At 26.3% G+C, this 24,631-nt stretch carries 19 protein-coding genes and 1 riboswitch; of the genes, 16 read left to right on the forward strand and 3 right to left on the reverse strand.

Annotation, left to right across the window (positions count from 1 at the left end; translation table 11 throughout):
- Positions 1-43: 43 nt before the first annotated feature.
- The gene (locus tag ACH5BH_RS12520) at positions 44-1,948 is read left to right on the forward strand and encodes a sensor histidine kinase (protein WP_423298588.1); all 1,905 of its coding nucleotides are present in this window, start codon (positions 44-46) and stop codon (positions 1,946-1,948) included.
- Positions 1,949-1,960: 12 nt separating this feature from the next.
- Here ACH5BH_RS12520 and ACH5BH_RS12525 read toward each other — a convergent pair whose 3' ends face one another.
- Positions 1,961-2,677, reverse strand: coding sequence for an alpha/beta hydrolase (locus ACH5BH_RS12525; RefSeq protein ID WP_423298589.1), 717 nt, complete (start codon positions 2,675-2,677; stop codon positions 1,961-1,963).
- Positions 2,678-2,907: 230 nt separating this feature from the next.
- Here ACH5BH_RS12525 and ACH5BH_RS12530 point away from each other — a divergent pair, with 230 nt between their 5' ends.
- The 12 genes from ACH5BH_RS12530 (at position 2,908) to ACH5BH_RS12585 (ending at position 18,713) form a co-directional block, all read left to right on the forward strand.
- Entirely contained in the window at positions 2,908-3,828 is a 921-nt protein-coding gene (locus tag ACH5BH_RS12530; protein WP_404307870.1) for a manganese-dependent inorganic pyrophosphatase, read from the forward strand.
- Between the two features lie 38 nt (positions 3,829-3,866).
- Complete coding sequence (locus ACH5BH_RS12535; RefSeq protein WP_423298590.1) at positions 3,867-4,652, forward strand: helix-turn-helix domain-containing protein; 786 nt, start codon at positions 3,867-3,869, stop codon at positions 4,650-4,652.
- Positions 4,653-4,822: 170 nt separating this feature from the next.
- Positions 4,823-6,127, forward strand: coding sequence for a 2-isopropylmalate synthase (locus tag ACH5BH_RS12540; RefSeq protein WP_423298591.1), 1,305 nt, complete (start codon positions 4,823-4,825; stop codon positions 6,125-6,127).
- A gap of 46 nt (positions 6,128-6,173) precedes the next feature.
- Positions 6,174-6,367: riboswitch (cobalamin riboswitch) on the forward strand.
- 115 nt (positions 6,368-6,482) lie between these two features.
- Positions 6,483-10,835 carry a cobaltochelatase subunit CobN gene (locus ACH5BH_RS12545; RefSeq protein ID WP_423298592.1) on the forward strand — a complete coding sequence of 1,451 codons (4,353 nt, stop codon included), beginning with the start codon at positions 6,483-6,485 and terminating at the stop codon, positions 10,833-10,835.
- A complete protein-coding gene (locus ACH5BH_RS12550) occupies positions 10,836-11,285 on the forward strand; it encodes a MotA/TolQ/ExbB proton channel family protein (protein ID WP_423298593.1) in 450 nt (149 codons plus the stop codon).
- Entirely contained in the window at positions 11,275-11,580 is a 306-nt protein-coding gene (locus tag ACH5BH_RS12555; RefSeq protein ID WP_404307860.1) for a DUF2149 domain-containing protein, read from the forward strand. The genes ACH5BH_RS12550 and ACH5BH_RS12555 overlap by 11 nt, the downstream gene beginning before the upstream one ends.
- 10 nt (positions 11,581-11,590) lie before the next feature.
- Complete coding sequence (locus tag ACH5BH_RS12560; RefSeq protein WP_423298594.1) at positions 11,591-12,676, forward strand: DNA alkylation repair protein; 1,086 nt, start codon at positions 11,591-11,593, stop codon at positions 12,674-12,676.
- The gene (ybaK, locus tag ACH5BH_RS12565; RefSeq protein WP_423298595.1) at positions 12,660-13,127 is read left to right on the forward strand and encodes a Cys-tRNA(Pro) deacylase; all 468 of its coding nucleotides are present in this window, start codon (positions 12,660-12,662) and stop codon (positions 13,125-13,127) included. The genes ACH5BH_RS12560 and ybaK overlap by 17 nt, the downstream gene beginning before the upstream one ends.
- A 105-nt stretch (positions 13,128-13,232) precedes the next feature.
- Complete coding sequence (locus ACH5BH_RS12570) at positions 13,233-16,418, forward strand: NAD-glutamate dehydrogenase domain-containing protein (protein WP_423298596.1); 3,186 nt, start codon at positions 13,233-13,235, stop codon at positions 16,416-16,418.
- Positions 16,419-16,495: 77 nt separating this feature from the next.
- On the forward strand, positions 16,496-16,708 hold the full coding sequence (locus ACH5BH_RS12575) for a hypothetical protein (protein WP_404307852.1): 213 nt from the start codon (positions 16,496-16,498) through the stop codon (positions 16,706-16,708).
- A 7-nt stretch (positions 16,709-16,715) separates the two neighbouring features.
- Entirely contained in the window at positions 16,716-18,026 is a 1,311-nt protein-coding gene (locus ACH5BH_RS12580) for a SagB family peptide dehydrogenase (RefSeq protein ID WP_423298597.1), read from the forward strand.
- 12 nt (positions 18,027-18,038) lie between these two features.
- Positions 18,039-18,713, forward strand: coding sequence for a response regulator (locus tag ACH5BH_RS12585; protein WP_423298598.1), 675 nt, complete (start codon positions 18,039-18,041; stop codon positions 18,711-18,713).
- Between the two features lie 24 nt (positions 18,714-18,737).
- Here the strand turns inward: ACH5BH_RS12585 and ACH5BH_RS12590 are convergent, their stop codons facing one another.
- Positions 18,738-19,172 (reverse strand): globin domain-containing protein, encoded by a 435-nt coding sequence (locus tag ACH5BH_RS12590; protein ID WP_404307847.1) that lies wholly within the window; start codon positions 19,170-19,172, stop codon positions 18,738-18,740.
- Positions 19,173-19,322: 150 nt separating this feature from the next.
- Here ACH5BH_RS12590 and ACH5BH_RS12595 point away from each other — a divergent pair, with 150 nt between their 5' ends.
- Genes ACH5BH_RS12595 through ACH5BH_RS12605 form a run of 3 tightly spaced genes read left to right on the forward strand, consistent with a single transcriptional unit; the run spans position 19,323 to position 23,149 of the window.
- Positions 19,323-19,922 (forward strand): paraquat-inducible protein A, encoded by a 600-nt coding sequence (locus tag ACH5BH_RS12595; protein ID WP_404307845.1) that lies wholly within the window; start codon positions 19,323-19,325, stop codon positions 19,920-19,922.
- A complete protein-coding gene (locus ACH5BH_RS12600) occupies positions 19,912-20,502 on the forward strand; it encodes a paraquat-inducible protein A (protein ID WP_404307843.1) in 591 nt (196 codons plus the stop codon). The genes ACH5BH_RS12595 and ACH5BH_RS12600 overlap by 11 nt, the downstream gene beginning before the upstream one ends.
- Positions 20,495-23,149: an MlaD family protein gene (locus ACH5BH_RS12605; protein WP_404307841.1), complete on the forward strand. Its 2,655-nt coding sequence runs from the start codon at positions 20,495-20,497 to the stop codon at positions 23,147-23,149. The genes ACH5BH_RS12600 and ACH5BH_RS12605 overlap by 8 nt, the downstream gene beginning before the upstream one ends.
- An 11-nt stretch (positions 23,150-23,160) precedes the next feature.
- Here ACH5BH_RS12605 and ACH5BH_RS12610 read toward each other — a convergent pair whose 3' ends face one another.
- The gene (locus ACH5BH_RS12610; RefSeq protein WP_404307839.1) at positions 23,161-24,585 is read right to left on the reverse strand and encodes an SDR family oxidoreductase; all 1,425 of its coding nucleotides are present in this window, start codon (positions 24,583-24,585) and stop codon (positions 23,161-23,163) included.
- Between the last annotated feature and the right edge of the window lie 46 nt (positions 24,586-24,631).

Raw genomic sequence — 24,631 nt, forward strand, 5'->3', positions numbered from 1 at the left:
TCATATTATGACAAAATAAAATAATAAAACAAAAAGAGAGCAAATGAAACTTAAGAATGAAAATGAGATACTATTTTTAATTCGATATGCATTACCTATTTTTACATTAGTAGTATCAATATTAATTTCAATTTTTTTATACTTTGAAACAGAAATAAATTTAAAAAAACTCAAAAAAGAAACAAAAGATCTATATATAGAAGAACAAAAACATTTAGTTAAAAGCCAAGTTGAAAATGTTTATAACTATATATTAGAAGAACAAAGATATACAGAAGATAATTTAAAAAAATCTTTAAAAAGTAGAGTTGAAGAAGCGCATAAAATAATAGTAAATATTTATAATACCTATAAAGATACTCACTCAAAAGAACAAATAAAAGAAATGATAAAAACAGCTGTTTATCCTATGAGGTTTAATAATGGAAGAGGGTACTTTTTTGTAAATGATAAAAAGGGAAATAACTTAATTCATCCTATTTTACATTTTCTTGAGGGAAAAAATCTTTTAAATACACAAGATTCAAAGGGTAAATATTTTGCTAGAAAAACACTAGAAATATTAGAAAATAATGAAGGTGGCTTTGATCAGTGGTATTGGAGAAAATTTAAAGATAGTAAAAAAGAGTATAAAAAAATTGGATATGTAAAAAATATATATGAATTGAATTGGTTAATAGGTACAGGAGAATATGTAGAAGATTTTGAAAAAGATGTTCAGCAAAAAGTCTTAGAACAGATAGATAAATTTAAGTTTTCTAAAAATGGTTATTTTGTAGTAATAAATAAAAATGGCAAATATATACAACATCCTAGAAAAAATCTATTAGGTAAAGATGCCTATGATATACTAAAAGATGCAAATGATTCAACAGTTGTTAAAAAAGCAAAAAATATAAGTTCTTTAGGAGAGGGTTTCTTAAAATTAAACTTTTCAAAACTAAATGATGAAAATTCATATTCAAAAATTAGTTATGCAAAAAAAATACCTAAATGGGATTGGATTATAAGTACTGGTTTTTATTTAGATGATATCAATAAAGTTTTAGAAAAAAAAGAAAAAGAAATGGTTGAAAATTTTAATGAAAACACTAGAAAAATTTTTATGATAGCAACTATTTTTAGTTTAGCACTTCTTTTAATTTCTTTTTATATTTCTATATTAATAGAAAAAAGGTTTAAAAAATACAAATTAGATATTGAAAAACATGTAGATGAAAACAAAAAGCAATATGAACTTCTTTCTCAACAATCAAAACTAGCTTCAATGGGTGAAATGATGGAAAATATAGCCCATCAATGGAGACAACCATTATCTTTAATAACAACAGCAGCAAGTTCAATAAATTTCCAAAAAGATATGGATATGTTAACAGATGAATCTTTAAAAGAATCAGTAGATACTATAAATAATTCAGCAAATCATTTATCTGAAACTATTGAAGATTTTAGAGGTTTTTTTAGAACAAATAAACAGGTTACTAAGTTTAGTTTATCTTCAAGTTTAGAGAAAACTTTCAAACTTTTATCTTCACATCTTGAAAAAAGAGATATAGAAGTTATAAAAAATATAAAAGATATTGAACTTTTAAATTATGAAAGAGAATTACTTCAAGTTTTACTTAATATTTTAAATAATGCTAAAGATGCTTTAGAAGAAAAAGATAATGAAAAAATCATAATTATAGATATTTTTGAAGAAGATAAATATGCAGTAATCCAAATAAGTGATAATGCTGGTGGTATTCCAGATGATATTATAAAAAAAGTGTTTGAAGCTCATTTTACAACAAAAGGTGAAATAAAAGGAACAGGTTTAGGACTTTATATGTCAAAACAAATCATTGAGCGAAATATGAATGGACTTTTAGATGTTTGTAATACTCAGTTTGACTATAAAGGTGTAGTACAAAAAGGTGCAAAATTTATAATAAAAATTCCTAAATAAAAATGTCTATTTTTATTTTAGGAACTCTTTTAAGTTTTTAAAGTATTGGATTTTATCAACTATATTTTTATGATTTGTATTTGCTATAGTTTTAACAGTCAAAAGTGAAGGTTTAAACTCTTTGATTAGATTTTTTGAATATTTATGTTTAACTGTTTTATCTTCACTAGCTAAAAATATCAAAGTAGGATAGACTATTTTTTTTACTCTATTTATTGAATTATATTGATCTTTTAAAATATATTTAATAGGGTAAAAAGGATATTTATCTCTTGCCATATTTAAAATACTATCATAAGGAGTAACTAATACTAGTTTTCTTATTTTGGAATTTGAAGCAAGGTGTGTAGCTATACCTGTGCCTAAACTTCTGCCTATGACATCAATACTTTGATGTCTTTTTGATATTTTTTCAAAAATATATTTTGCGTCTTTGTATAGGTTTTTTTCTGTAGCAATTCCACTACTACCTCCATAAGACCTATAGTTTACTAAATAAATAGTATTATTTGGAAAATTTTTTCTATAGTTTTCTATATTATTAGCAACAGTTTCACTTCTTCCTGGAAAATATAAAATTGCTTTTTTATTACCTTTATTTATTACTATTACTTTTATCTTTTCTTTATCTATATTAAAAGTCTCTTCAAAAGAGTTATGTTCTATTTTTTTAGTAGGAAAATATATAAAAGTTCTTTGGAAAAAATATAAATAAACGCCACCAAACAAATAAATAAAGACTAAAAGTAATACAACTCTTTTTAAACTGGAAATTTTTTTTATTTTATATCCTTTTATTTTTATCTAAAATAGAGGTAGTTCTTAAGCATTAAGTAAATTTATTACGCTTATAAATTTTTAATTCAAAATCTAACATTAATTTTATTTATAAATACTTAAAAGTAACATAACCATATTTTAGGTAAAATGCCCAAAAATTAAATTTAGGATATTTTATAATGGCAATTTATACATGTGGACATACAACTCCTGATTCAGATTCTATCTGTTCAGCGATTTCATTAGCATACCTTTTAAACAAAATTGGAAGAGACGCAATTCCAGCAAGACAAGGTAAGGTTTCTCCTGAAACACAATTTATTTTAGATAAGTTTGGCTTTGAAGCACCAGAACTTAAAACTGAGTTTGCTGGATGTGAATTATTTATTACTGACTATTCTGATAAAGGACAAGCTCCTGCTGATATTGATGAAGCAACTGTTGTTGGTATCGTTGATCATCATAAATTAGGTGATATTACAACTGATGCACCTTTAGAGTGTTGGATTAGACCTGTTGGTTGTACAAATACGATTGTAAAAGAGATGTATGATTATCATGGTGTAGAAATTCCTGCAAATATTGCTGGTGTTATGTTATGTGCAATTTTAAGTGATACAGTTATCTTTAAATCACCAACTTGTACTCCAAAAGATATTGAAGTTGTAAGAGAACTTGCAGAAATTGCAGGTGTTGAAGACTTTGGTGCACTTGGTATGGAAATGTTTAAAGTTAAATCAGCAGTTGATGGAACTCCTGTAAGAGATTTAATCTTAAGAGATTACAAACCATTTGATATGCATGGAAATGATGTTGGAATTGGACAATTAGAAGTTGTTGATTTAGCTATTTTTGACCCAATCAAAGATGAGTTACAAGCTGATTTAGATAAGTTAAGAGAAGAAAATGGTTTACATACAGCATGTTTACTTTTAACTGATATTATGAAAGAAGGTTCAGAAGTATTAGTTTCTTCACAAGATTCATCAATCTTTGAAAAAGCATTTGATGCAAAACTTGAAGATGGAAAAGTTTGGTTAGATGGTTGTCTTTCAAGAAAAAAACAAGTAATTCCTTTCTTACAACCTGCATTTGCATAAAAATTCAAAGAAGAACTTTTAAGTTCTTCTTTTTTTTAATGAACACTCAAATTTTTAAAAACTCAAAACTAAACTTTTTAGAGTTAAGATATATTGATAAAATAACACAATGTGAGAAAATACACTTACATGACGAACTTACTATTACAGCTATAAAAAAAGGTTCTTTAAATATTTTATTTACAAAGCAAAAAGAAATTTTAAAACCTAAAGAATTAATGATTATAAATAATTATATAGGACATGGTGCAACTTTAAATGAAGAGTCTAAACATGGTTATGTTTTATATATAAATAAAAACTATTTAGAAAAATTAAATCTTTTTTATGATAAAAACTATGAACATATTTTATATGAAGATTATTATAAAAACTTTATAGATTTATGCGAACTTATATTTGATGAAAATAATTCTTTATTATTTAAAGAAGAGAACTTTATATGCTTTTGTTTAAAAATTTTTGATAGATTTGATGATTTAAGTTTGATATTACATAATACTAATAGTAATTTAGCTTATAAAATTAAAGAATATTTAGATAATAATTACTTGGAAGAGTTAAGTTTAGAAGAATTGTCTATAGTCTTTAATCTATCAATAATTCATTTAATCAGAGTTTTTAAAGAAGTTTTTGGGATTCCTATTCACTCTTATATTTTAAATAAGAAAGTTCATAAAGCAAAAGAGTTATTACTTTTAAATATACCTGTTGTTGAGGTTGCTTTACAAAGTGGTTTTTTTGATCAAAGCCATCTAAATAGAAGTTTTAAAAGAGTTTTTCAAATAACTCCTAAACAATTTCAAAAAAATTTAAAATGTTAATTTTGTACAAGAATTAACTTTATAAATAAGTTACAATACTCTAAATCTAAAAAGGAGTTTGTTATGAATATAAATGTTTTTAATCAATATATTTCTTTTTTTTATTTCCTCTTAAATTCTTAATATTAAATAATCAATAAATCAAACCAAACTAATAATCGGAGTAATATATGAACTTTAGAAAGTATAAACAGTATCCTATTGTCCAAAATCTTCAACGAGAATGGCCAAATAAACAGATTAATCAAGCACCAATTTACTGTAGCGTTGACTTAAGAGATGGTAATCAAGCTTTAATAAACCCCTTAGGAATAGAAGATAAATTAGAGTATTTCAATACTTTAGTAAAAATGGGTTTTAAACAAATTGAAGTAAGTTATCCTAGTGCAAGCAATACAGACTTTAACTTTACTCGAAAATTAATAGAAGAGAATTTAGTACCAGATGATGTAAGTATTCAAGTATTAATTCCTGCAAAAAAAGAGTGGATTAAAAAAAGTGTTGAAGCTATGGAAGGTGTTAATAATGGAATATTTCATTTATATAATCCTACAAATGAGTTTCAAAGAAGAGTTGTTTTTAAAAAAAGTGATGAAGAAATAATACAAATGGCTGTAGATTCTATGAAATACTTAATTGAATTGACAAAAAATTTTAAAGGAAATATAACTTATCAATATTCACCTGAAAGTTTTTCTCAAACAAATTTAGAGTTTGCTTTAAAAATTTGTAATAAGGTAATTGATATTGTAAATCCAACATTAAAGAATAAAATGATCATTAATCTTCCAAATACTTTAGAAGATTGTATGCCCAATATTTATGCAGATAGAATTGAATGGATGAGTAAAAATTTAAAAAATAGACAGGCTTTAATATTAAGTGTACATCCCCATAATGATAGAGGAACTTCTGTTGCTTCAGCTGAATTAGCAGTATTAGCAGGAGCTCAAAAAGTTGAAGGAACACTTTTTGGGAATGGAGAAAGAGCAGGTAATTTAGATTTGATAAATTTTGCTTTTAATATTTATTCTCAAGGAATTGATCCTAAAATTAATCTATCTATAGTTGATAAAGTAAAAAAAATGTATGAAGAAAAAACACAGTTAAAAGTGAATCCTAGACATCCTTTTGTTGGAGATATGATTTTTACTGCTTTTAGTGGAGGACATCAAGATGCAATAAAAAAAGGAATAGATTTTTATCGACAAAATAAATCTAAAGAATGGAAAGTACCTTATCTTTTAATTGATCCAAAAGATATAAAAAGAGGATATGAAGATGTAATAAGAGTTAATTCTCAATCAGGAAAAGGAGGAGTTTCTTTTATAATAAGTGAGTTTTTTGGAGATAATTTAAATAACAAACAGTTAAAAGAGTTTGGACTTATGGTTAAAGAATTTAGTGATAAGAATCAAAAAGAACTAGTTAAAAAAGAAATTATTGATTTATATAAACAGTATAAAATGAAGTAAATTTAAGTATTTAGTAATTATGAGATTAAGTAAAAACTAGATAAAATCCAATTTTAAAAAATTAGGTGAATTAGATAATTCATGGGAAATAGGTGTAATTCCTATACTGCCCCCGCAGCGGTAATATGTATATGAAATTCATATAAAAGTTTTAAACCACTGTCATTTATGATGGGAAGGGAAACTTTACTTTAAAAAAGTTCATTAAGTCCGAAGACCGACCTAATTAATTAAAATGCAAATATCAGGCGGGGTGACCTGAAAGTAGGCATATTTTTATTACTTCTTTTAGACAATTTATTGTTTATAACCCTAAATGATTCTTGTATTAATAAAAATATTAATAGGAAGTTTCATGCAAAAACTAAAAGTTTTTTTTGTTTTTTTCTTCTTTGTTTTTAGTGTTTTATCTCTAAAGGCAAAAGAAAAAACTATTTTTTCTATTGTTTCAGATAGATCTGTTTCAAGTTTAAATCAAGGTGCAATACACTATTTGAAAAACTCAAATGATAAGATTGCTATAAGAACTGAATCACAAGTTTTAAATATGAGCCAGGCTCAATTACAAAGCTTAGTAAATAATGCTGACATTGTTTTGTATACAGCTATTTTTGGAGATTTGGTTGAGAGGCTTTTGTCTTTAACTTATCAAAAAGAACAAATTGTTACAGCTTTACAAGGTGATAGAAGGTTATTAGCTTTAAATCAAGATATTTCAAATGCCAATTATAAGCGTTTACCTTCAAATCTTTTATCAAAAAAAGAGTTTAAAGACTCATATAAAAATGCTATAAAGCAAAAACAAGAAGAGTTTAAATCTTATGCTTGGTATTTACAAGCAAGAGCGTATTGGGATAATAGAGGAGTTCAAAATAGTTTAAATTTATTTAAATTTTTGTCTTTAAATACAAATGATAGCTCAAAATGGCCTGAATTTAAAGAGTTAAAACAAATAAGGTATTTTTTAAATGCTGATAATTCAAAAACTATTAATTCTCTAAAAGAGTTAAAAAGTAGTATAGATTTTTCAAAAGATATACTTTTTATTTTAGATAATGATAAAGCTACTAGTACTTCTTGGCAAATACATAAAAAACTAAAACATAGTTCAAATTTACAGACAGTTTCTATTTTAAGTTCATGGGGAAAAGCAAGTAAAAAAGCAGTAGAAAGTATAAAAGAAATTATAAAAAATTTAGATAAAAATAAAAGTTTTTCTATTATATCTTTACATGATTTTGTAATTGGAGCTGGTGAAGGAAGAAGTGAAGTTCTTAAAAGTTTTGAAAGTTTAAATGTACCTATTTTAAAAGCTATAAAAGTCTTAGATAGCTCTTCTTTATCTTATGAATTATCTTCACAAGGTTTAGATAAAAATTCAGTTCACTATAGAGTTTCTATGCCAGAACTTCAAGGAATAGGACAAAGTCATGTTGTTGCCATAAATGATTTAACAAAAGTTGATACTTTAACAGGAGCAAATACTTTTGAATTAAAATTACTTGATAAACAAATTAAAAATTTAGTTAATAAATCAAAAAAATGGATGCTTTTAAATAAAAAAAATAACAAAGATAAGAAAATAGCAATTGTTTATTATAATCATCCTCCAGGACGACATAATATTGGTGCAGATAATTTAAATGTACCTACAACACTTTTTGAGATGTTAAAAAGTCTAAAACAAGCAGGTTACGAAGTAGGGGAATTACCAGCTACTCATGAGGCTTTACTTGATTTACTTCAACAAAAAGGTGTAAATCTTCCAAATGATAGACAAGCTTTAGAACAACAAAGTAAAAATGTAGAAAAACTAAGTGCAAAAGAGTATAAAGAATACTTTGAAACTCTTCCAAAAGATATTCAAGGAGAGATGACAAAAGGCCCTTTGGAAGCTTTACATATAAAAATTGAACAGTTTATAAAAGAAGAATCAAAAGATTTAAATAGTTTAAAAAAACAAAAAGTATATAGCTCTTTAAATGACTATATGACTAAGACTATGGATAATTTACATCATGCTTTAGATGGTGTTAGAAGTAAAAGTAGACAAAGAGCTATAAATCTTTTGGAACAGTTAAAAGTAGAGTATAAAACTATTTTAGAAAATGCAAAAGAGAATAAAAGCTATAGTTTAAAAAATGCAAATGATTTAAAAAATGCCATTATAAATCTACAAATAGAAGGTATAAAAGGTTGGGGTGAACTTCCTGGTGTTGTAATGACTTGGAACAATGAACTGTTAATCCCTTCTGTTAAATTTGGAAATATTATATTAGCTCCACAGCCTCCAAGAGGATGGGAATTAAATGAAGAGTTACTTCATGCAAATTTATCTTTTCCTCCAACACATCAATACTTAGCTTTTTATTACTATTTAAAAAATAATTTCAAAGCTGATGCTATTGTTCATGTTGGAAGACATTCAACTTATGAGTTCTTACCTAGAAAAAGTGTAGGTTTAAGTGCAAGTGATTATCCCTCACTTATTATTGAAGATATCCCAAGTATTTATCCATATATTGTTGATGGTGTTGGTGAGGGAATACAAGCAAAAAGAAGAGGTCAAGCTATTATGATTGATCACTTAACTCCTCCTTTGGCAACTACTAAATTATATGATGATTTATTAAATTTGAGATTATTGATTGAAAGTGCTGAGGCTGCTGTTGATGATAATATTAGAAAAAATGCAATTGTAAAATTAAAAGAGTCAATTGATAAAATGAATCTAAAAGATGAAATTATTGCTAGTATGGACGAAGAGTTAAAAGTAAGAGGTATTGGTTTTGATGAGGTTGATGATGAGTTTTTACTTCATGAAGTAGGGCATTATTTAACTCATTTACAAGAAGAGTTTATGCCCTTAGGTCTTCACACATTTGGGAAAAACTGGAATGATAAAGCTATAAAAACAATGCTTGAATCAATGAGTAAAGACAATGAAATTTCATTAGAAACTAAAGAAAATTTAATAGCTTCACCAAAAGCTGAAATGGAATCTTTTCTAAATGCTTTAAATGGAGGTTTTGTAACAGCTGGAAAAGGAAATGATCCTATTAGAACAAATGAAGCTTTACCTACAGGAAGAAATTTTTATGCAATTGATGGGGGATTAATCCCTTCAAGTGTAGGTTATGAAGTAGGGGTAAAACTGGCTTTAAAAGCAAAACAAAAGAAAAAAGAGTTTCTAAAAAAAGAAGCAGTAATTTTATGGGCTTCTGATACAGTAAGAGATGAAGGAGCTATGATAGCCTTTGGTTTAGAGCTTTTAGGAGTTGAGCCTATTTGGAATAGTAGAGGTATTGTAAAAGGTTTACAAAGATTACCCCTAGATACTAAAAGACAAAAAAGATATGATATTTTATTTACAGGTTCAGGGCTTTTTAGAGATTTATATGGAACTCAATTGGCACTTTTACATAAAGCAGTTCTTATGGCTTTAGATGCTTCTTATGATACTATCTTGAAGAAATATCCTGCTTTAACTTTAAGTCTTGATAGTGCTTTAAAGCCTTTAGGAGATTTAAGAAAAGGTGGAAATGAGAGCTTAGAAGTAAATGCTGTTGCTGCAAATTTTGTAAATGAATTAAGAGAACTTTTAAAGCAAACTCCAAATGCTAATTATGAAACTTTAGGAAAACAAGCTATTCAAAGAGTTTTTGCTACAGCTCCAGGAGCTTATGGTGCAGGTATAAATAGATTAGTTGAGAGATCAAGTTCGTGGGAAGATAGAAAAGAGTTAGCAAAAGTATTTATTAAAAGAATGTCTTATTCTTATGGAATACAAGATGAACCACAAGTAGCAACAAAAAGTTTTATAAGACAACTAAAAGAGGTTGAAAGTACTTATCTTGGAAGAGCAAGTAACCTTTATGGATTAATTGACAATAATGACACTTTTGATTATTTAGGTGGATTAAATTTAGCTATTGAGTCTCTTACAAATAAACAACCAAAGTCTTATGTGGTTAATCATTCAAACTCTAATGATTTAAAAATTGATGGTTTACAAACGGCACTTTTAAGTGAATTAAGAGGAAGGTTTTTTAATCCTCAATGGATAAAACCACTTATGAAAGAGGGATATTCTGGTGCTAGAACTATGGGAAGTGAGTTTATAGAGTATTTATGGGGATGGCAAGTAACTAATCCAGAGATTATTAAAGATGGTGTTTGGGAAGAAGTAAAAGCTGTTTATATTGATGATAAATTAGATTTAGGTTTAGATGAATTTTTATCTTCAAATCATCAAGTTCATGTTCAAACAAATATTTTAGCTGTGATGTTAGTAGCAATTCAAAAAGACTTTTGGAAAGCAAATGAAAAAACAAAGAAAGAACTATCTCAAAGATTTGCACAAAATATTATAAAAAATGGAATTCCAGGAAGTGGACATACTCATTCAAATCATCCTATTTATGAGTTTGTAAAACAAAACATTTCAAAAGAGCAGGCTTTAAAACTTGCACAAAAAGTTGAAGCTTCAAAACTTCAAAAACAAGAAATTCAAAAAGATGATTATAAATCAGTAAAAGAGATTGAATTAAAAGAACAAAAGCAAGAAATAAAAGAAAATAAAAAGCAAAAAGAAGAAAGCAAAAATCCAAATGAAAGTTATATAAACTACTTGATAATAGCTGTTTTAGTAGTTTTATTTGCAGGTTTATTTAACTCACTTGTTTTAAATAGAAAAAAAGGAATATAAATGTTTTCATCTATATCATTAGGTTTAATGCACCAAATAACAAGTATTCTTTTAGAACCTGTATCTTGGGCACTTTTATTTTTTGTGGCTTTTGCAGTTTATGAAGTGGGAATTACTTTAGGGGAACGATTAAGTGAAATAAATAAACTTAAAAATAATAGTGATATTTCTTATGTTTTAGCTCATGCAAAAAAAAGAATTGAAAGAGCAGATTTTATCACAAGAATCTCTCCAATGTTAGGACTTATGGGAACATTAATTCCCTTAGGTCCTGGGCTTGCTGCACTTGGGGATGGGGATGTTAAAATACTTAGTACAGCTATGCTTGTGGCTTTTGATACAACTGTTTTAGGTTTACTTGCTGGAATGATTGGTTTTGTAATAGCAAGACTAAGAAGAAGATGGTATGATAATGCTTTAACTTTTATGGAAAAACAAAATGAGAAGTAGATTTTCAAGTGAGCATTTTTCAAAAGAAGATGATGAACCTTTAGGGCCTTTGGCAAACTTAGTTGATATTATTTTAGTTTTTGCTTGTGGTTTAATAGCAGCGCTTGTAGCTATAAATCCAAATTTACAAGATCATTTTAATGTAGAGCAAAAACAAGAAATAAAACAAGGCAAAGAGTTAGCTAATATTCCAAAAGATTTAAAAAACAATCAAAACTCAAGTAAGGGTTATGAGTCCTTAGGACAAGTTTATAAAGACCCTAAAACAGGAAAGTTAATCTTAATTAGTGAATAAAGAGTAAATTTTGGCAGAACTTTTAAAAAATGTATATACTAATAAGTACATACAAAATTTAGCAAAAGAGATTGAAGTTTTTTATAAAGATTTTGATAAACAGGCTTTTGAAACTTCTATTTTTAATCAAACTTGGAAAAACTTAGAATTAAAACAGAGAATGAGACATATAGCTATTTCTTTAAATAAGCATTTGCCTTTCTCTTATGAAAAAAAATTAGAGGTTTTAAAACAAACATCACGTAGTTTTACTGGTTTTGAAGCTATGTTTTTTCAAGACTTTGTGGAAGTTTTTGGCTTAGAGGATTTGGAAAACTCTTTGATGGCTTTAGAAATTTTTACAATTGATAGTAGTAGTGAATTTGCTATAAGAGCATTTATTTTAAAATATGAAGAAGAAACTTTAAAGCAAATGAGACTTTGGGCAAAGAGTGAAAATGAACATTTAAGAAGATTATCAAGTGAGGGATGTCGTCCAAGGCTTCCTTGGGGAGTGTCTCTTCCTCGATTTAAAAATGATCCTTCAAAAGTTTTGGAAATAATTGAACTTCTTAAAAATGATGAGAGCAAATATGTTCAAAAAAGTGTTGCTAATAATTTAAATGACATATCAAAAGATAATCCAAATATAGTAATAGAATTTGTTTCTAAAAATCTTGGTAAAAATAAAAATCTTGATTGGATATGTAAGCATGCAAGTAGAACACTACTTAAAAAAGGTGATATTAAAATATTAAAACTTTTTGGATATGAAGTAGCTTCTCATATAAACATAATAGATTTTAATTATGATTCTTGTGTAAAAAAAGAAGGTATATTTAATTTTTCTTTTAATCTTGAAAGTACTGATAAGTTAGGAAATATAAGAGTAGAATATGCTATTTATTATAAAAAAGCTAATGGTAATTATTCTAAAAAAGTATTTATGATAAGTCAAAATGAACAAAAAACAAAAACTAAAAGCTTTGTTAAAAAGCAAAGTTTTAAAGACTTAACTACAAGAAAACACTATTTGGGAGAGCATTTTATCTCTATTATTTTAAATGGTGAAGAAAAAATAAAAAGGAGTTTTATTTTAAATGACACCAGCAATTAATTTACTTAAAAAAAATAAATGTGAATTTAAAATACATAAGTATGACCATGATCCTGCTTGTGAAAACTATGGGCAAGAAGCAGCCCAAAAATTAAATCTTGATGAAAACCAAGTTTTTAAGACACTTTTAGTTGAATTATCACCAAAAGAGTTAGTAGTTGCAGTTCTTCCTGTTTCAAAGCAGCTAAATTTAAAAGAAGTAGCAAATGCTTTTAAAACTAAAAAAGCTGTGATGGCAAATAAGCAAGAAGCTCAAAAAGTAACAGGATATTTACTTGGAGGAATATCTCCTTTAGGGCAGAAAAAAAGATTAAAAACTGTTATTGATGAAAGTGCAAAAAGCTATCAAACTATCTTTGTAAGTGGTGGTAAGAGAGGTTTAGATATTGAAGTAAACCCTAAAGATTTAATCAAGCTTTTAAATGCACATTTTTTTAAGGTTACATCCTAGTAACAAATATATTATTTTTTTATAAAAAACCCAAGCTTTTAATCATTTCTTAACTTATAAAGAGTAAGATATTATAAAATAACTTAATAAGAAAAGGAAAAATTGATGGCTAATTCGGATATGCAAGCAATTTGTTCACAACTTTTAACACCTGATGATTTAGCAGTTAGCGATGAGCTTTTTGAAGAGGTTTTAAAAGAAGGGATTGTTTCTAAAATTTTAGATGGAAAAGATACAAAATATATAAAAATCTTTTCTACAAAAAAACTATTTTTATCTCATATAACTCCTTTATTGCATAATATTGGCTTTGAAATTATTGATGAAGTTACATATAATGTTTCACATAATAATAAAGAGATTTATATTTCAAGATTTAACTTGAATGTTCCTGATATTTCAAAATTAGAAGAAGCCAAAGATAACTTAGAATATGTTATTGCTAGTAGTTTAAAAGATTCAAATATTAAGCATTCTAAGGCATTTTGTTTAGTATATAAGCAAAATTTATCAATAAAAAAAATAAAACTTTTAAGAGCCTTTATAGAGTATATAGATCAAGCAGTACTTACTATAAATTCTGCAACTATTTTAAACACACTTACAAAGCATGATAGATTAGCTTGTATGTTTGTTAAGTATTTTATAACGAAATTTGATCCAAATTTAAAAGATAGAAAAAAAGAATTAACTTTAATTGAAGAAAAAATAAAAGATGAAATTAAAGCAATTCCTCAAATTATTGATGACAAAGTTTTAAATATTACATTCTTATTTTTAAAATCACTTTTAAGAACAAATTATTTTTTAGATAAAGAGACTATTTCTTTTAAAATTGATACAAGAACTTTTGGTAAAGACTTAAGAGGTTTACAACCAAATTTTGAAAACTTTATCTATCATCAAGATTTTTATGGGGTTCACTTAAGAATGTCAAAGGTATCAAGAGGTGGTCTTAGATGGTCAGATAGACATGATGATTATAGACAAGAGATTAAATCTTTAATGATTACGCAAGAAGGTAAAAACTCTATTATTATACCTGATGGTTCAAAAGGTGGTTTTGTAATCAATAAAAATACTGCTGATATTACAAAAGAGTTTTTTACTTATGTTTATTCTGAGTTTATTAATGCAAACCTTGATTTAGTTGATAATATGGTAGATGGAGAAGTTGTTAAAAATAATGATATAGTTGCTTATGATGGTGATGATCCATATTTTGTAGTTGCTGCTGATAAGGGAACTGCTGCAATGAGTGATGTGGCAAATAATATAGCAATAAGTAGAAACTATTGGTTAGGTGATGCTTTTGCTAGTGGTGGTAGTAATGGATATGGACATAAAGATTTAGGAATTACAGCACGTGGTTCTATCATGTCTACTAAGAGGTTTTTTATTGAAGAAGGTATTGATATTTACAAAGATGAAGTTTCAGTTGTAGGAATTGGTTCTATGAGTGGAGATGTTTTTGGAAATGGAATGATTGAATCTGAAAAATTTAAACTTCTTGCTGCTATTTCTCACAGTGATATATTTATTGATCCAAATCCTGACTTAAAGGTATCTTTTAAAGAGAGAAAAAGACTTTTTGAGTCAAAAAATGGTGGTTGGAAAAACTATGATACAAAACTTATTTCTAAAGGTGGAGGAGTATTCAAAAGAAGTGATAAAGAAATAAATCTTTCATCTGAAATAAAAAAACTATTAGGAACTACTAAAAAAGTAATTTCAGGAGAGGAATTATGTCGTAGGTTATTAACACTTGAAGTAGATATGTTATTTAATGGTGGAGTTGGAACTTATGTAAAAGCAAGTGATGAAAATAATTTAGATTTAGGTGATAAACAAAATGAAGCAGTAAGAGTTGATGCAAATGAAATTAAAGCAAAAATAGTATGTGAAGGTGGAAATCTAGGATTTACTCAAAGAGCAAGAATAGAGTATGCTTTAACTGGTGGAAGAATTCATCAAGATGCAATTGATAATGCAGCAGGAGTTAATACATCAGATCATGAAGTAAATTTAAAAATTTTACTTAATAGTATAAAAGCACAAGGAGTTTTAACACAAAAGCAAGTTCAAGAAACACTTTATTCTTTAACAGATCAAGTTGTAGATATGGTTTTACAAAATAACTATGATCAAGCTTTTGTAATTTCAATAGATGAACATTTTTCAAGAAAATATTTAAATGATTTTATAAAAACTATAGAGGTATTAGAAAATAATGTTGAAGCATTTAATAGAAGAGATTTCTATATTCCTAAAAATGAAAATATTAGTGAAATAGTAGATATACATGGTTCAATTGTAAGACCAGTGTTAGGTTCTTTATTATCTTACAGTAAAATTTTTGTTAAAAAAATATTATTAGAATCAAATTTAATTGATGAACAATTTGCTCAACAATATTTATACAGATATTTCCCTAAATCTTTTGTTGGTGCTTATGAACATGATATTTCTACTCATCCACTAAAAAGAGAAATAATAGCTACAATGATGGCAGATATTATTATAAATTCTCAAGGGTGTACTTTTGTAAGTGATTTTGAAAAGTTAGGTATTGATAAGTTTTTATTAAAAATCAAATCTTATCTAATAATAAAACAGCTATTTGGGGCTAGAGTAATTAGACAAAAAATCTATAATCAAGATTATGTAATGAGTGTAGAAAAACAGTATAAGCTTATAAATAAACTAGAGTATACTTTATATGCAAGTACAAGATGGATGTTAAAGTACCTAAATAAAAATCAGTTAGATTCTTCACATATTTTAGATCATAAAGAAGAACTATTTAGGCTATTATCTGAAGTTCATAACCAAAAAATAGAAGTTTTAATTCAAAATGATGCTGATTTTAATCAGTTTTTCTCAGTAATTGATTATTTAAGATTTGCTATTGCTGCTATCATGATTAAAGAAGATACTCATCATACATTTAAAGATGTAATTATTTTATTCTATTCATTAATTCATGAGTTTAATATTTTAGAAATTGTAATTGCTTTAAATAGGGTAAAAATAACAAATAAAAGTGATATGACATTAAGAAATCAAGTCTTACAGTTTATAGATTTTATTGTTGTTCATTATACAAAAAGAGTTTTAGAGTTTAAAAGAGTAAATGAAGAACCTGATACTGCTTTTGCTAATTTTGTTACAAATGAAAAAGATATTTTTTATAAAGTAAGAGCTCATTTGGATACTTTTATGGCAAAAGAAACAAAGGATATAAAAGATATAGCTATTACTGTTAATCAATTAATGGTTTCATTAATATAATATTAACTTATAATTAACATTTGTTTGTTAAAATAAAATTAGTTATACTTATATGAAGTAAATGAAAGGATTTAATTATGGAAAAAAAAGATTTCGATGATGAATTAAGTATGGATAAGATAGATGACTACAATGGCAATGAGTCTGAAGAAAAAAGAAATACAGTAAGAAATGTAATAATTATTTTATTAATAGTTGGAGCAGTTTTTGCGTATTTTAAAAGCACGTCTATACCAGATGATTATGTAGGCACAAGTGAAAATCCAGGAATAAACACAAGTAAAAAATAAGGTAAATATGACACAGTTTTATGATTTTTTTAAATATCATCAAGAAACAAAACATTCTTATTATTCTGTTAGGGCTTTCCCTAACAGGCTTGATTGGAATAATCAACCAAGTACATTTAAAAACTATCCAAAAGAATATGAACGTATTGATATAAATACAAATTTAGATAATCACAATTTTTTATATTTAACAGCAGGTATAAACGCTAAAAAAGTATATCCAGGTGTTGAATACTTTTTAAGAATTAACCCAAGTGCTGGAGCTCTTTATCCAAATGAAATTTATTTTCAAGCTAGAAATGAAGAAGGTTTTGAAGATGGTATTTATCATTTTGAAGTAAGCTCTTCAAGTGCAACTTTACTTTATAAATTAAATAAAGAAGAGGGGATAGAAGCAAACCTAAATTTGGATAAAAGTTATAATGGTTTTATATTTTTTATATCTTCAATTTATTTTAGATCTTCATGGAAATATAAAAATAGAGCTTTTAGGTATTGTTTATTAGATGCTGGACATATTTTAGGTTCTCTTGAAGCTTCATCATATCTTTATAATAAAAGTTTTTCTATTCTTTATGATTTTGATAGGAATAAAATAAATAAACTTTTTAATTTTGATAATAAAGAGTTTTTTACTTCAATTGTTTTGTGTGGGAAGGTTTTTGATGAATTAAAAAAACCTTTGTCTTTGAATCTTCCTAGGGTAGATGGTCATAAAACAAATGAAAATAATAGTGATGATATTTTTGAAAAAAATGAATTAATTGAAAATGCCTATAAACTCTCATCTAAAATAAATAATAAAATAGTACAATTAGGAAAACCAAACTTTATTTATAATAAAGAGCTTTTTAAAGAGACTATTTTTAAAAGAAGATCTATACGAGAATTCTCAAATAAGTCTATTTCAAAAGCTCAGTATGAATCTATAATAAATATATTAAATCAAATAATCAGCTCTGATTGTGATGAGAAAATTGATATTTTTTATGTAATAAATAGGGTAGAAAATATGCCTATTGGTTTATATAAAAATAAAAAACTTATAAAGCAAGGTGATTTTAAATCAAAAGCTGGATATCTATGTCTTGAACAAGATTTAGGAAAAAGTAGTGCAATTACTTTTTACTTAACTTCAAAAGATAAAAACTATCAAGCTTTATATCAAAAAGCAGGTATTCTTGGTCATAGGTTATATCTTGCTTGTAATTACTTAAAGATATCTTGTAGTGGGATAGGTGCTTATTATGATGATGAAGTTTGTGAGTTTATAGATGAAAACTGTATGGTTTTATATTCATTAGCTATTGGTAATTAAGGAAAAAAAAGAATGGATAAAATTAGAATACTTTTAATTGAAGATGAGAAAATGATAGCTGAAAATCTTAAATCAGTTATTGAAAATTTTGGATATGAAGTAGTTGATATTGTTGATACAGCAGAAGAGGCTTTGGAAGTTGCTTTTGATACAAATATAGATGTTGTTGTTTCTGATATTGAAATTAGAGGTTTAACAGATGGAATTGAAGTTTCAAAAATATTACAAAATACATATAATTTACCAATTATTTTTACAACAGCTTATAATGATGAAGAAAAAATCAAAAGAGCTTCTGATGTTGTAAATATGGTAGGATATTTAGTAAAACCAATAAGAATTGATGAATTAGATACTATGATTAAAATCGCTATTTCAAAATATCAAATCTTAGAAAAAAGAAAAATGAAAAACATAAATGATGTATACAAATATGATTTTGAGAATAAAAAGATATATGAAGGTGATGAAGAGATTGTCCTTACTAGAAATGAAAGTATTTTATTATCATTACTTATTAATTCAATGGGTGGAATCTTAGAGTATGAAGCTGTAAATACTGCTATTTGGAAAGATAAAAAAGGTTCTGATGTAGCAAGAAGACAGTTAATTCATAGACTAAAATCAAAATTAGAAAAAATAGATATTGCTTCTGAAAAGGGAGTTGGAATTTATATAAAAGCATAAGATTTTATATCTTATGCTTTTTTTTTAAGCTTCGTTAGTATTCATCATCCAAATAGAGAAGATGTCAAGATAATTCCAAAAAGATTTTTTTAACTCTTCTGGCATATCATGTTGTGCTAAAACCATTGCATAAGATTCAAGCCATACTCTTCTAGCTTCTGGATTGATTTTAAAAGGTGCATGTCTTGCTGCCATCATAGGCTGTCCTCTTTTTTGATTAAAATATTGTGGCCCACCACAGATTTGAATAAAGAAGTCTGCTGAGTGTTCTTTTGCTTTAGCAAAACCTTCATCTGTTGGTGGGAAAAGTCCTTTGATATTACTTTGTCTTAGTAAATCATAATGATCTGATACAAGTTTTCTCATACCTTCTTCACCAAGATACTCTAATACAGCATGACTTGGTTTCTCTACAGGAGGTCTAGTACCTACTTGTGCTGGTGTTATATTAAATTCCATTTTTGTAACCTTTGAAAAATTAAAATTGTTTATATTTATGCTTTATAGCGAAGTAATAATACTATGCAAAAGTAAAATACTCACTTAAAAGTATTAAAGCACTAAAAAGATTATTATGTTAAAATATAACAATAAAAAAATAGGCCAACAATGTCAATAGATACAAAAAATATAGTTGAATGTTATGGGTGTGGACTTTTTGTAGAAAAAAGAAAGAAAACCTGGGATAAAAAAATCAAATGTCCTAGATGTTCAAGCAAACTTTCAATTGAAAATAATCATAGTTTAGATTCACTATTTTATGCTATATCTGCACTTTTACTTTTTGTACTTTTAAATATCTATCCACTTATAAGTTTGGATATAAATAATTCACATCTAAAATCAACATTATATGATACTATTTTGACTTTATTTGAGCAAAATCTTTTTTTTGTTGCTTTAATAGTCTTTTTTACTATTTTTTTAGCTCCGGTTTTAAATTCGATTATAATAATATTTTCATTTATTCAAATTCATACAAATATTAAATTATTTACAAATACTTTATTGCATGATAGTTTAAACTTTTTTAAGCATTGGGGGTTTATTGAAGTTTTTATTATAAGTGTGATTGTAACTTATATTAAATTAGTAGGAATGGCAGATAGTACAAGGTTTGATTTAGGTTTTTATGTAATGCTTTTATATTTATTTTGTTTATATATGTCAAATATAAAGTTTGATGGAAGGGAAGTTTTTGAAGAATAAGTGTTTAATTTCATGTAAAAACTGCCATAAAGTTTTCGAAAAGCCAAATTATGATAATTTTGTATGTGATAGATGTGGTCATATTGTAAGAAAAAGAATATATCACTCTTTACAAATATCACTAGCCTTAGTTATAAGTGCTATACTTTTATATATTCCAGCTATGGTTTATCCAATGATGGAAATTACTAAATTTGGGGTAACAACACAAAGCACTATTTTAGAAGGTGTTATTAGTTTTTTAGAATATGAAAACTATTTTATAGCAGCAGTTGTTTTTATCGCTAGTGTAGTTATTCCTGTTATTAAACTTATTGGTTTATTGCTGATTTTTTCTACTTTAAAAGTACGTGTAAAAATGAGTAATAAAACAAAACTTTTCATATTTAAGTTTATTGAGATTATAGGAAAATGGTCAATGATTGATATTTATGTTGTTGCTATTATGGCATCAATAGTTCAAATGGATCAACTTTTTAATATCAAAGGAGGAATTGCTGCAACCTCTTTTGCTTTAGTAGTGGTAATTACAATGATAGCTGCATATAGATTTGATACAAGGATAATTTGGGATGAGTAGTCAAAATGAAAAGAATATAGTTTATAAACCAAAAGAAGAAAAAAGTAAAAGAGCTGTTTCTTTTATTTGGATTTTACCTTTAATTATTTTAGGTATTTTATCATGGATTGCCTATGAGTCTTATATGAAAAAAGGTACAAACATTGAAGTTGTTTTTAAAAGTGCAGAAGGACTTAAAGAAAATGTAACACCCTTAGAATATAAAGGACTTCAACTTGGTAAAGTAACCAATATTAAACTTCATGAAGATTTAAAAAGTGTAAAGGTAAATATTCTTGTAAAAAATGAAGTTGCTAAATATGTAGCAAGTGAAAGCTCAAGATTTTACATAAAAAGACCAACTATTTCTCTTACTAAAGTTTCTGGTTTAAGTACATTGATTAGTGGTTTTAAAATAGAAATATCGCCTAAATTTAGAACAAAAGAAGAGTTTGAAAAAGGAAAAGAGAAATTTATTTTTGAAGGACTTGATAGTAGGCCAGATGATGAACTATCTGCTGATGGGTATTATATAACTTTGTTAGTCAATGATAAAGAAAACTTGGAAGTTGGAACACCTATTTTTTATAATCAGTATCAAATAGGAGAGGTTGTATCAAAAGAGTTTAAAGCTGAAAAGGCATTTTTAAATGCTTATATTTATGATAAGTTTAATTATCTAGTAAATACAAGCTCTAAATTTGTAATGAATAGTGCTTTAAAAGTAAACTATGGGCCTAGTGGATTAAATGTACAATTAGGCTCACTTTATTCTGCGATAGTTGGTGGTATTACTATTGTAACACCACAAAAAGATGCTAAAAAAATAAAAAGAGATGATGTTCATTTACTTTATACAAGTAAAGATGACTTTAAAGAGAAAAAATACTTTCATATAAAATTCGCAAATGCAAGTGGAATAGGTGAAAATACACCTATAATTTATAAGGGTATAACAGTTGGAAAAATAGTTGAATTAAGACTTACAAGTGAAGATATTTCAACAAAAGCATTTATTTATGATGAGTATAAATACTTACTTACTTCAAATACAGACTTTTTTATAAAAAGACCAAAAGTAAGTATAGATGGAATAGAAGATCTTGGAAATATAGTAAAAGGAGATTATGTTTCTTTAGATTATAAAAAAGGAGATTTTCAAGACCTTTTTATAGCTAAAGATTATCAGGAAATAAAAGAGAGTTTAGATAATAAAATCATAACCTTATATGCGAAAGATTTAAATTCTATTACAAAGAAATCAAAACTATATTTTAAAAATATTCCTATTGGAAAAGTTGTAGATTATGATTTTACAAATAATTTTAAAAAAGTAAAAATAAAAGTAGCACTTGATAAAAGATATGAAAATATAGTAAATGATCATACCTTATTTTATGATATGAGTTCAAAACTTTTAGATATTAAAGCTTTAGATTTAGATATAAATTATAGTGGATTTGAGCCACTAATAAATGGTGCTATTGGTATATTAAGTGAAAAAAGAACTCAAAAACTTTCAAAAGATAGCTTTAAACTTTATGAAAATTATAAAGATGTAAGGGATTTAAAAAGGGTTTATAATAAGGGAAGTTTATATACAGCCTATTTTGATAATAGTTTTTTAGTAGAAAAGTCAATGGCTGTAGTTTATCAAAATAGAGAAATAGGTTTTGTAAAGTCAATAGATTTTGATGAAAATCAGTCAAAAGCAAAACTTTTTATTTATAAGAAGTTTAAAAAGTATATAAACAACACAAGCGCTTTTTATAAAAAATCAAAGCTTGATTTTAAAGCAAGTTTAAATGGTGTAAATCTAAATATTGATAATTTCACTTCTTTTTTAGAAGGTTCAATTCATTTAGAAAGTAATACAGATACAAAATATACAAAAAGAAAAATATTCAGCTCTTATGATGAGTTGAAAAATAGTTCAAATAGTATAAGCATTATTTTTGATGATGTTGAGGGTTTACATGAGGAGTTTTCAAAACTTATTTTTAAAGGTGTAAAGATAGGAAAAGTAACTAATATATTTTTAAATAAACAACAAAAAGCAGTAGTTAAAGCACAGATTTTTAAAGACTATGAAAAATTTGCTAAAAAAGGAACTATTTTTTATCTAAAAAAACCAGTTATATCTTTACAGCAAGTATCAGATGTAGGTTCAGCTTTAATGGCTGTAAATATAGGTGTAGAAACCTCAAAAGCTAAAAATATATTTGAAAATTCATTTGCTGGTTTTGATAAACTACCACCTATAGATAAAACACATAAAGGAATTACTTTTAAAGTAAATTCTATTCATGCTTCAAAAGCTGGTCTTAATGCACCTATTTATTATAAATTTGTGCAAATAGGAAAAATACATAAAAAAGAGCTCTCATCTGATGGTTCAAAAGTTATATTACATTGTCAAATTGATAATAGATATACAAGTTTAGTTAGAAAAAATTCTAAGTTTTATGATATAAGTGGTTTTAACGTTAAGTTTTCTATTTTTTCTGGTTCAAAAGTAGAATCAAATACTTTTACAAGTATTTTAAAAGGTGGATTAGTTCTTGTAACACCAGAAGATTATACCCAAAAAGCTAGTTCTAAAGATGAATTTAATCTAATAGAAGAACTACCAGATGGTTGGGATAAAATCACTCCTAATATAAAATAAAAAAAGAAGAGCTACATCTCTTCTTTTGCTTTTTTAACAATACTCTCTATCATATTTGTAAATACAAAATAATGAAGAGGTACAAGTGCATACCAATACAATCTTCCAAAAACACCTTTTGGATAGAAGTAGGCTGACTGTATAAGTTTTTCATCATCTATTTTGAACTCTAACCAAGCAGTTCCTGGTAATTTCATTTGTGCAAAAAGTAATAGTCTTTTATTTTCTTGTACATCAACAACCTTCCAAAAGTCTAAACTATCACCAACTCTTAAGTTATCTTGGTCTCTTCTTCCTCTTTTTAAACCAACTCCACCAATCATTTTATCAATAACACCTCTAATTTTCCAAAGAAAATCATAATCAAACCATCCCTTTTTACCACCAATAGAAATAAAAGACTTATAAATATTCTCTTTAGAAACTTCTTTATAATGAACTATTTTTCTATCAACAAATATAGCATCTGCTAAATCTTTTGTATGGTCTTTATCCCAAGCCTTTCCAAACCTATCACTCCATCTACTGATTACTTGATTTTTTTCAATCTCTTCTACAGCTTTTTTTACAGCATTTAAATATGAAATTGGTTTTATATGTGGGAAATATTTTTTTGCATTGTCATTTTGTATTATAACTTCTGATTTTAAGCCCTCAATTAAAGCTTTAGCAACACCAAATCTAACAGGAGTAAATAGATTTAGCCAATAAGATGACAAGGTAATAGATAAGAAAGGAAGAGGAATAATATATCTTTTTAAATTTAAAGCTTCTGCTGTTTTCAACATCATCTCTTTATAAGTTAACTGTTCAGCTCCCACATCAATAACAAGATTTTTTTCTTCTTTTAAATAAATTGATTCATATAAGTAACTCAATACATCAGAAATAGCAATTGGTTGGGCTTTTGTATCTACCCATTTTGGAGTTGTCATAACTGGAAGTTTTTCTGTTAAGTTTCTAATGATTTCAAAGCTTGTACTTCCTGAACCAATAATAACACCAGCTCTCACCCAAATAGTTTGAACTTTTGGATTTGAACTTAAAACCTGTCCTGTTTCAAGTCGGCTAAGAAGATGTTCACTTGTGTTTTCATTTTCAACTCCAAGCCCACCTAAATAAATAATTCTTTTTACCCCACAAGAAGCTGCAATATCAACAAAGTTTTGGGCTGAAATTTTGTCAAGGTTTTTATAATCTTTTCTGTTTAGTGAATGAATCATATAAAATGCAGTATGAACTCCCTCAAGGGCTTTTTTTAAAGCTTCTTTATCAAAAGTATCACCTTCTACTATTTCTATTTTTTTTGGGTCTTTTAAGGTAACTGATTGTTTATTTCTAACAAAAAGACGTAAATTTATGTTTTCATCTGCTAGTAGTTTATGTTTTAATCTTCTACCTATATATCCTGTTGAGCCTGTTAATAATACTTTCATTATATATCCTTTTAACAGTTTTAATTATTTTAACATTATTTTTTGT

This window comes from Arcobacter rhizosphaerae (assembly GCF_049472155.1).
GTDB lineage: Bacteria > Campylobacterota > Campylobacteria > Campylobacterales > Arcobacteraceae > Arcobacter_B.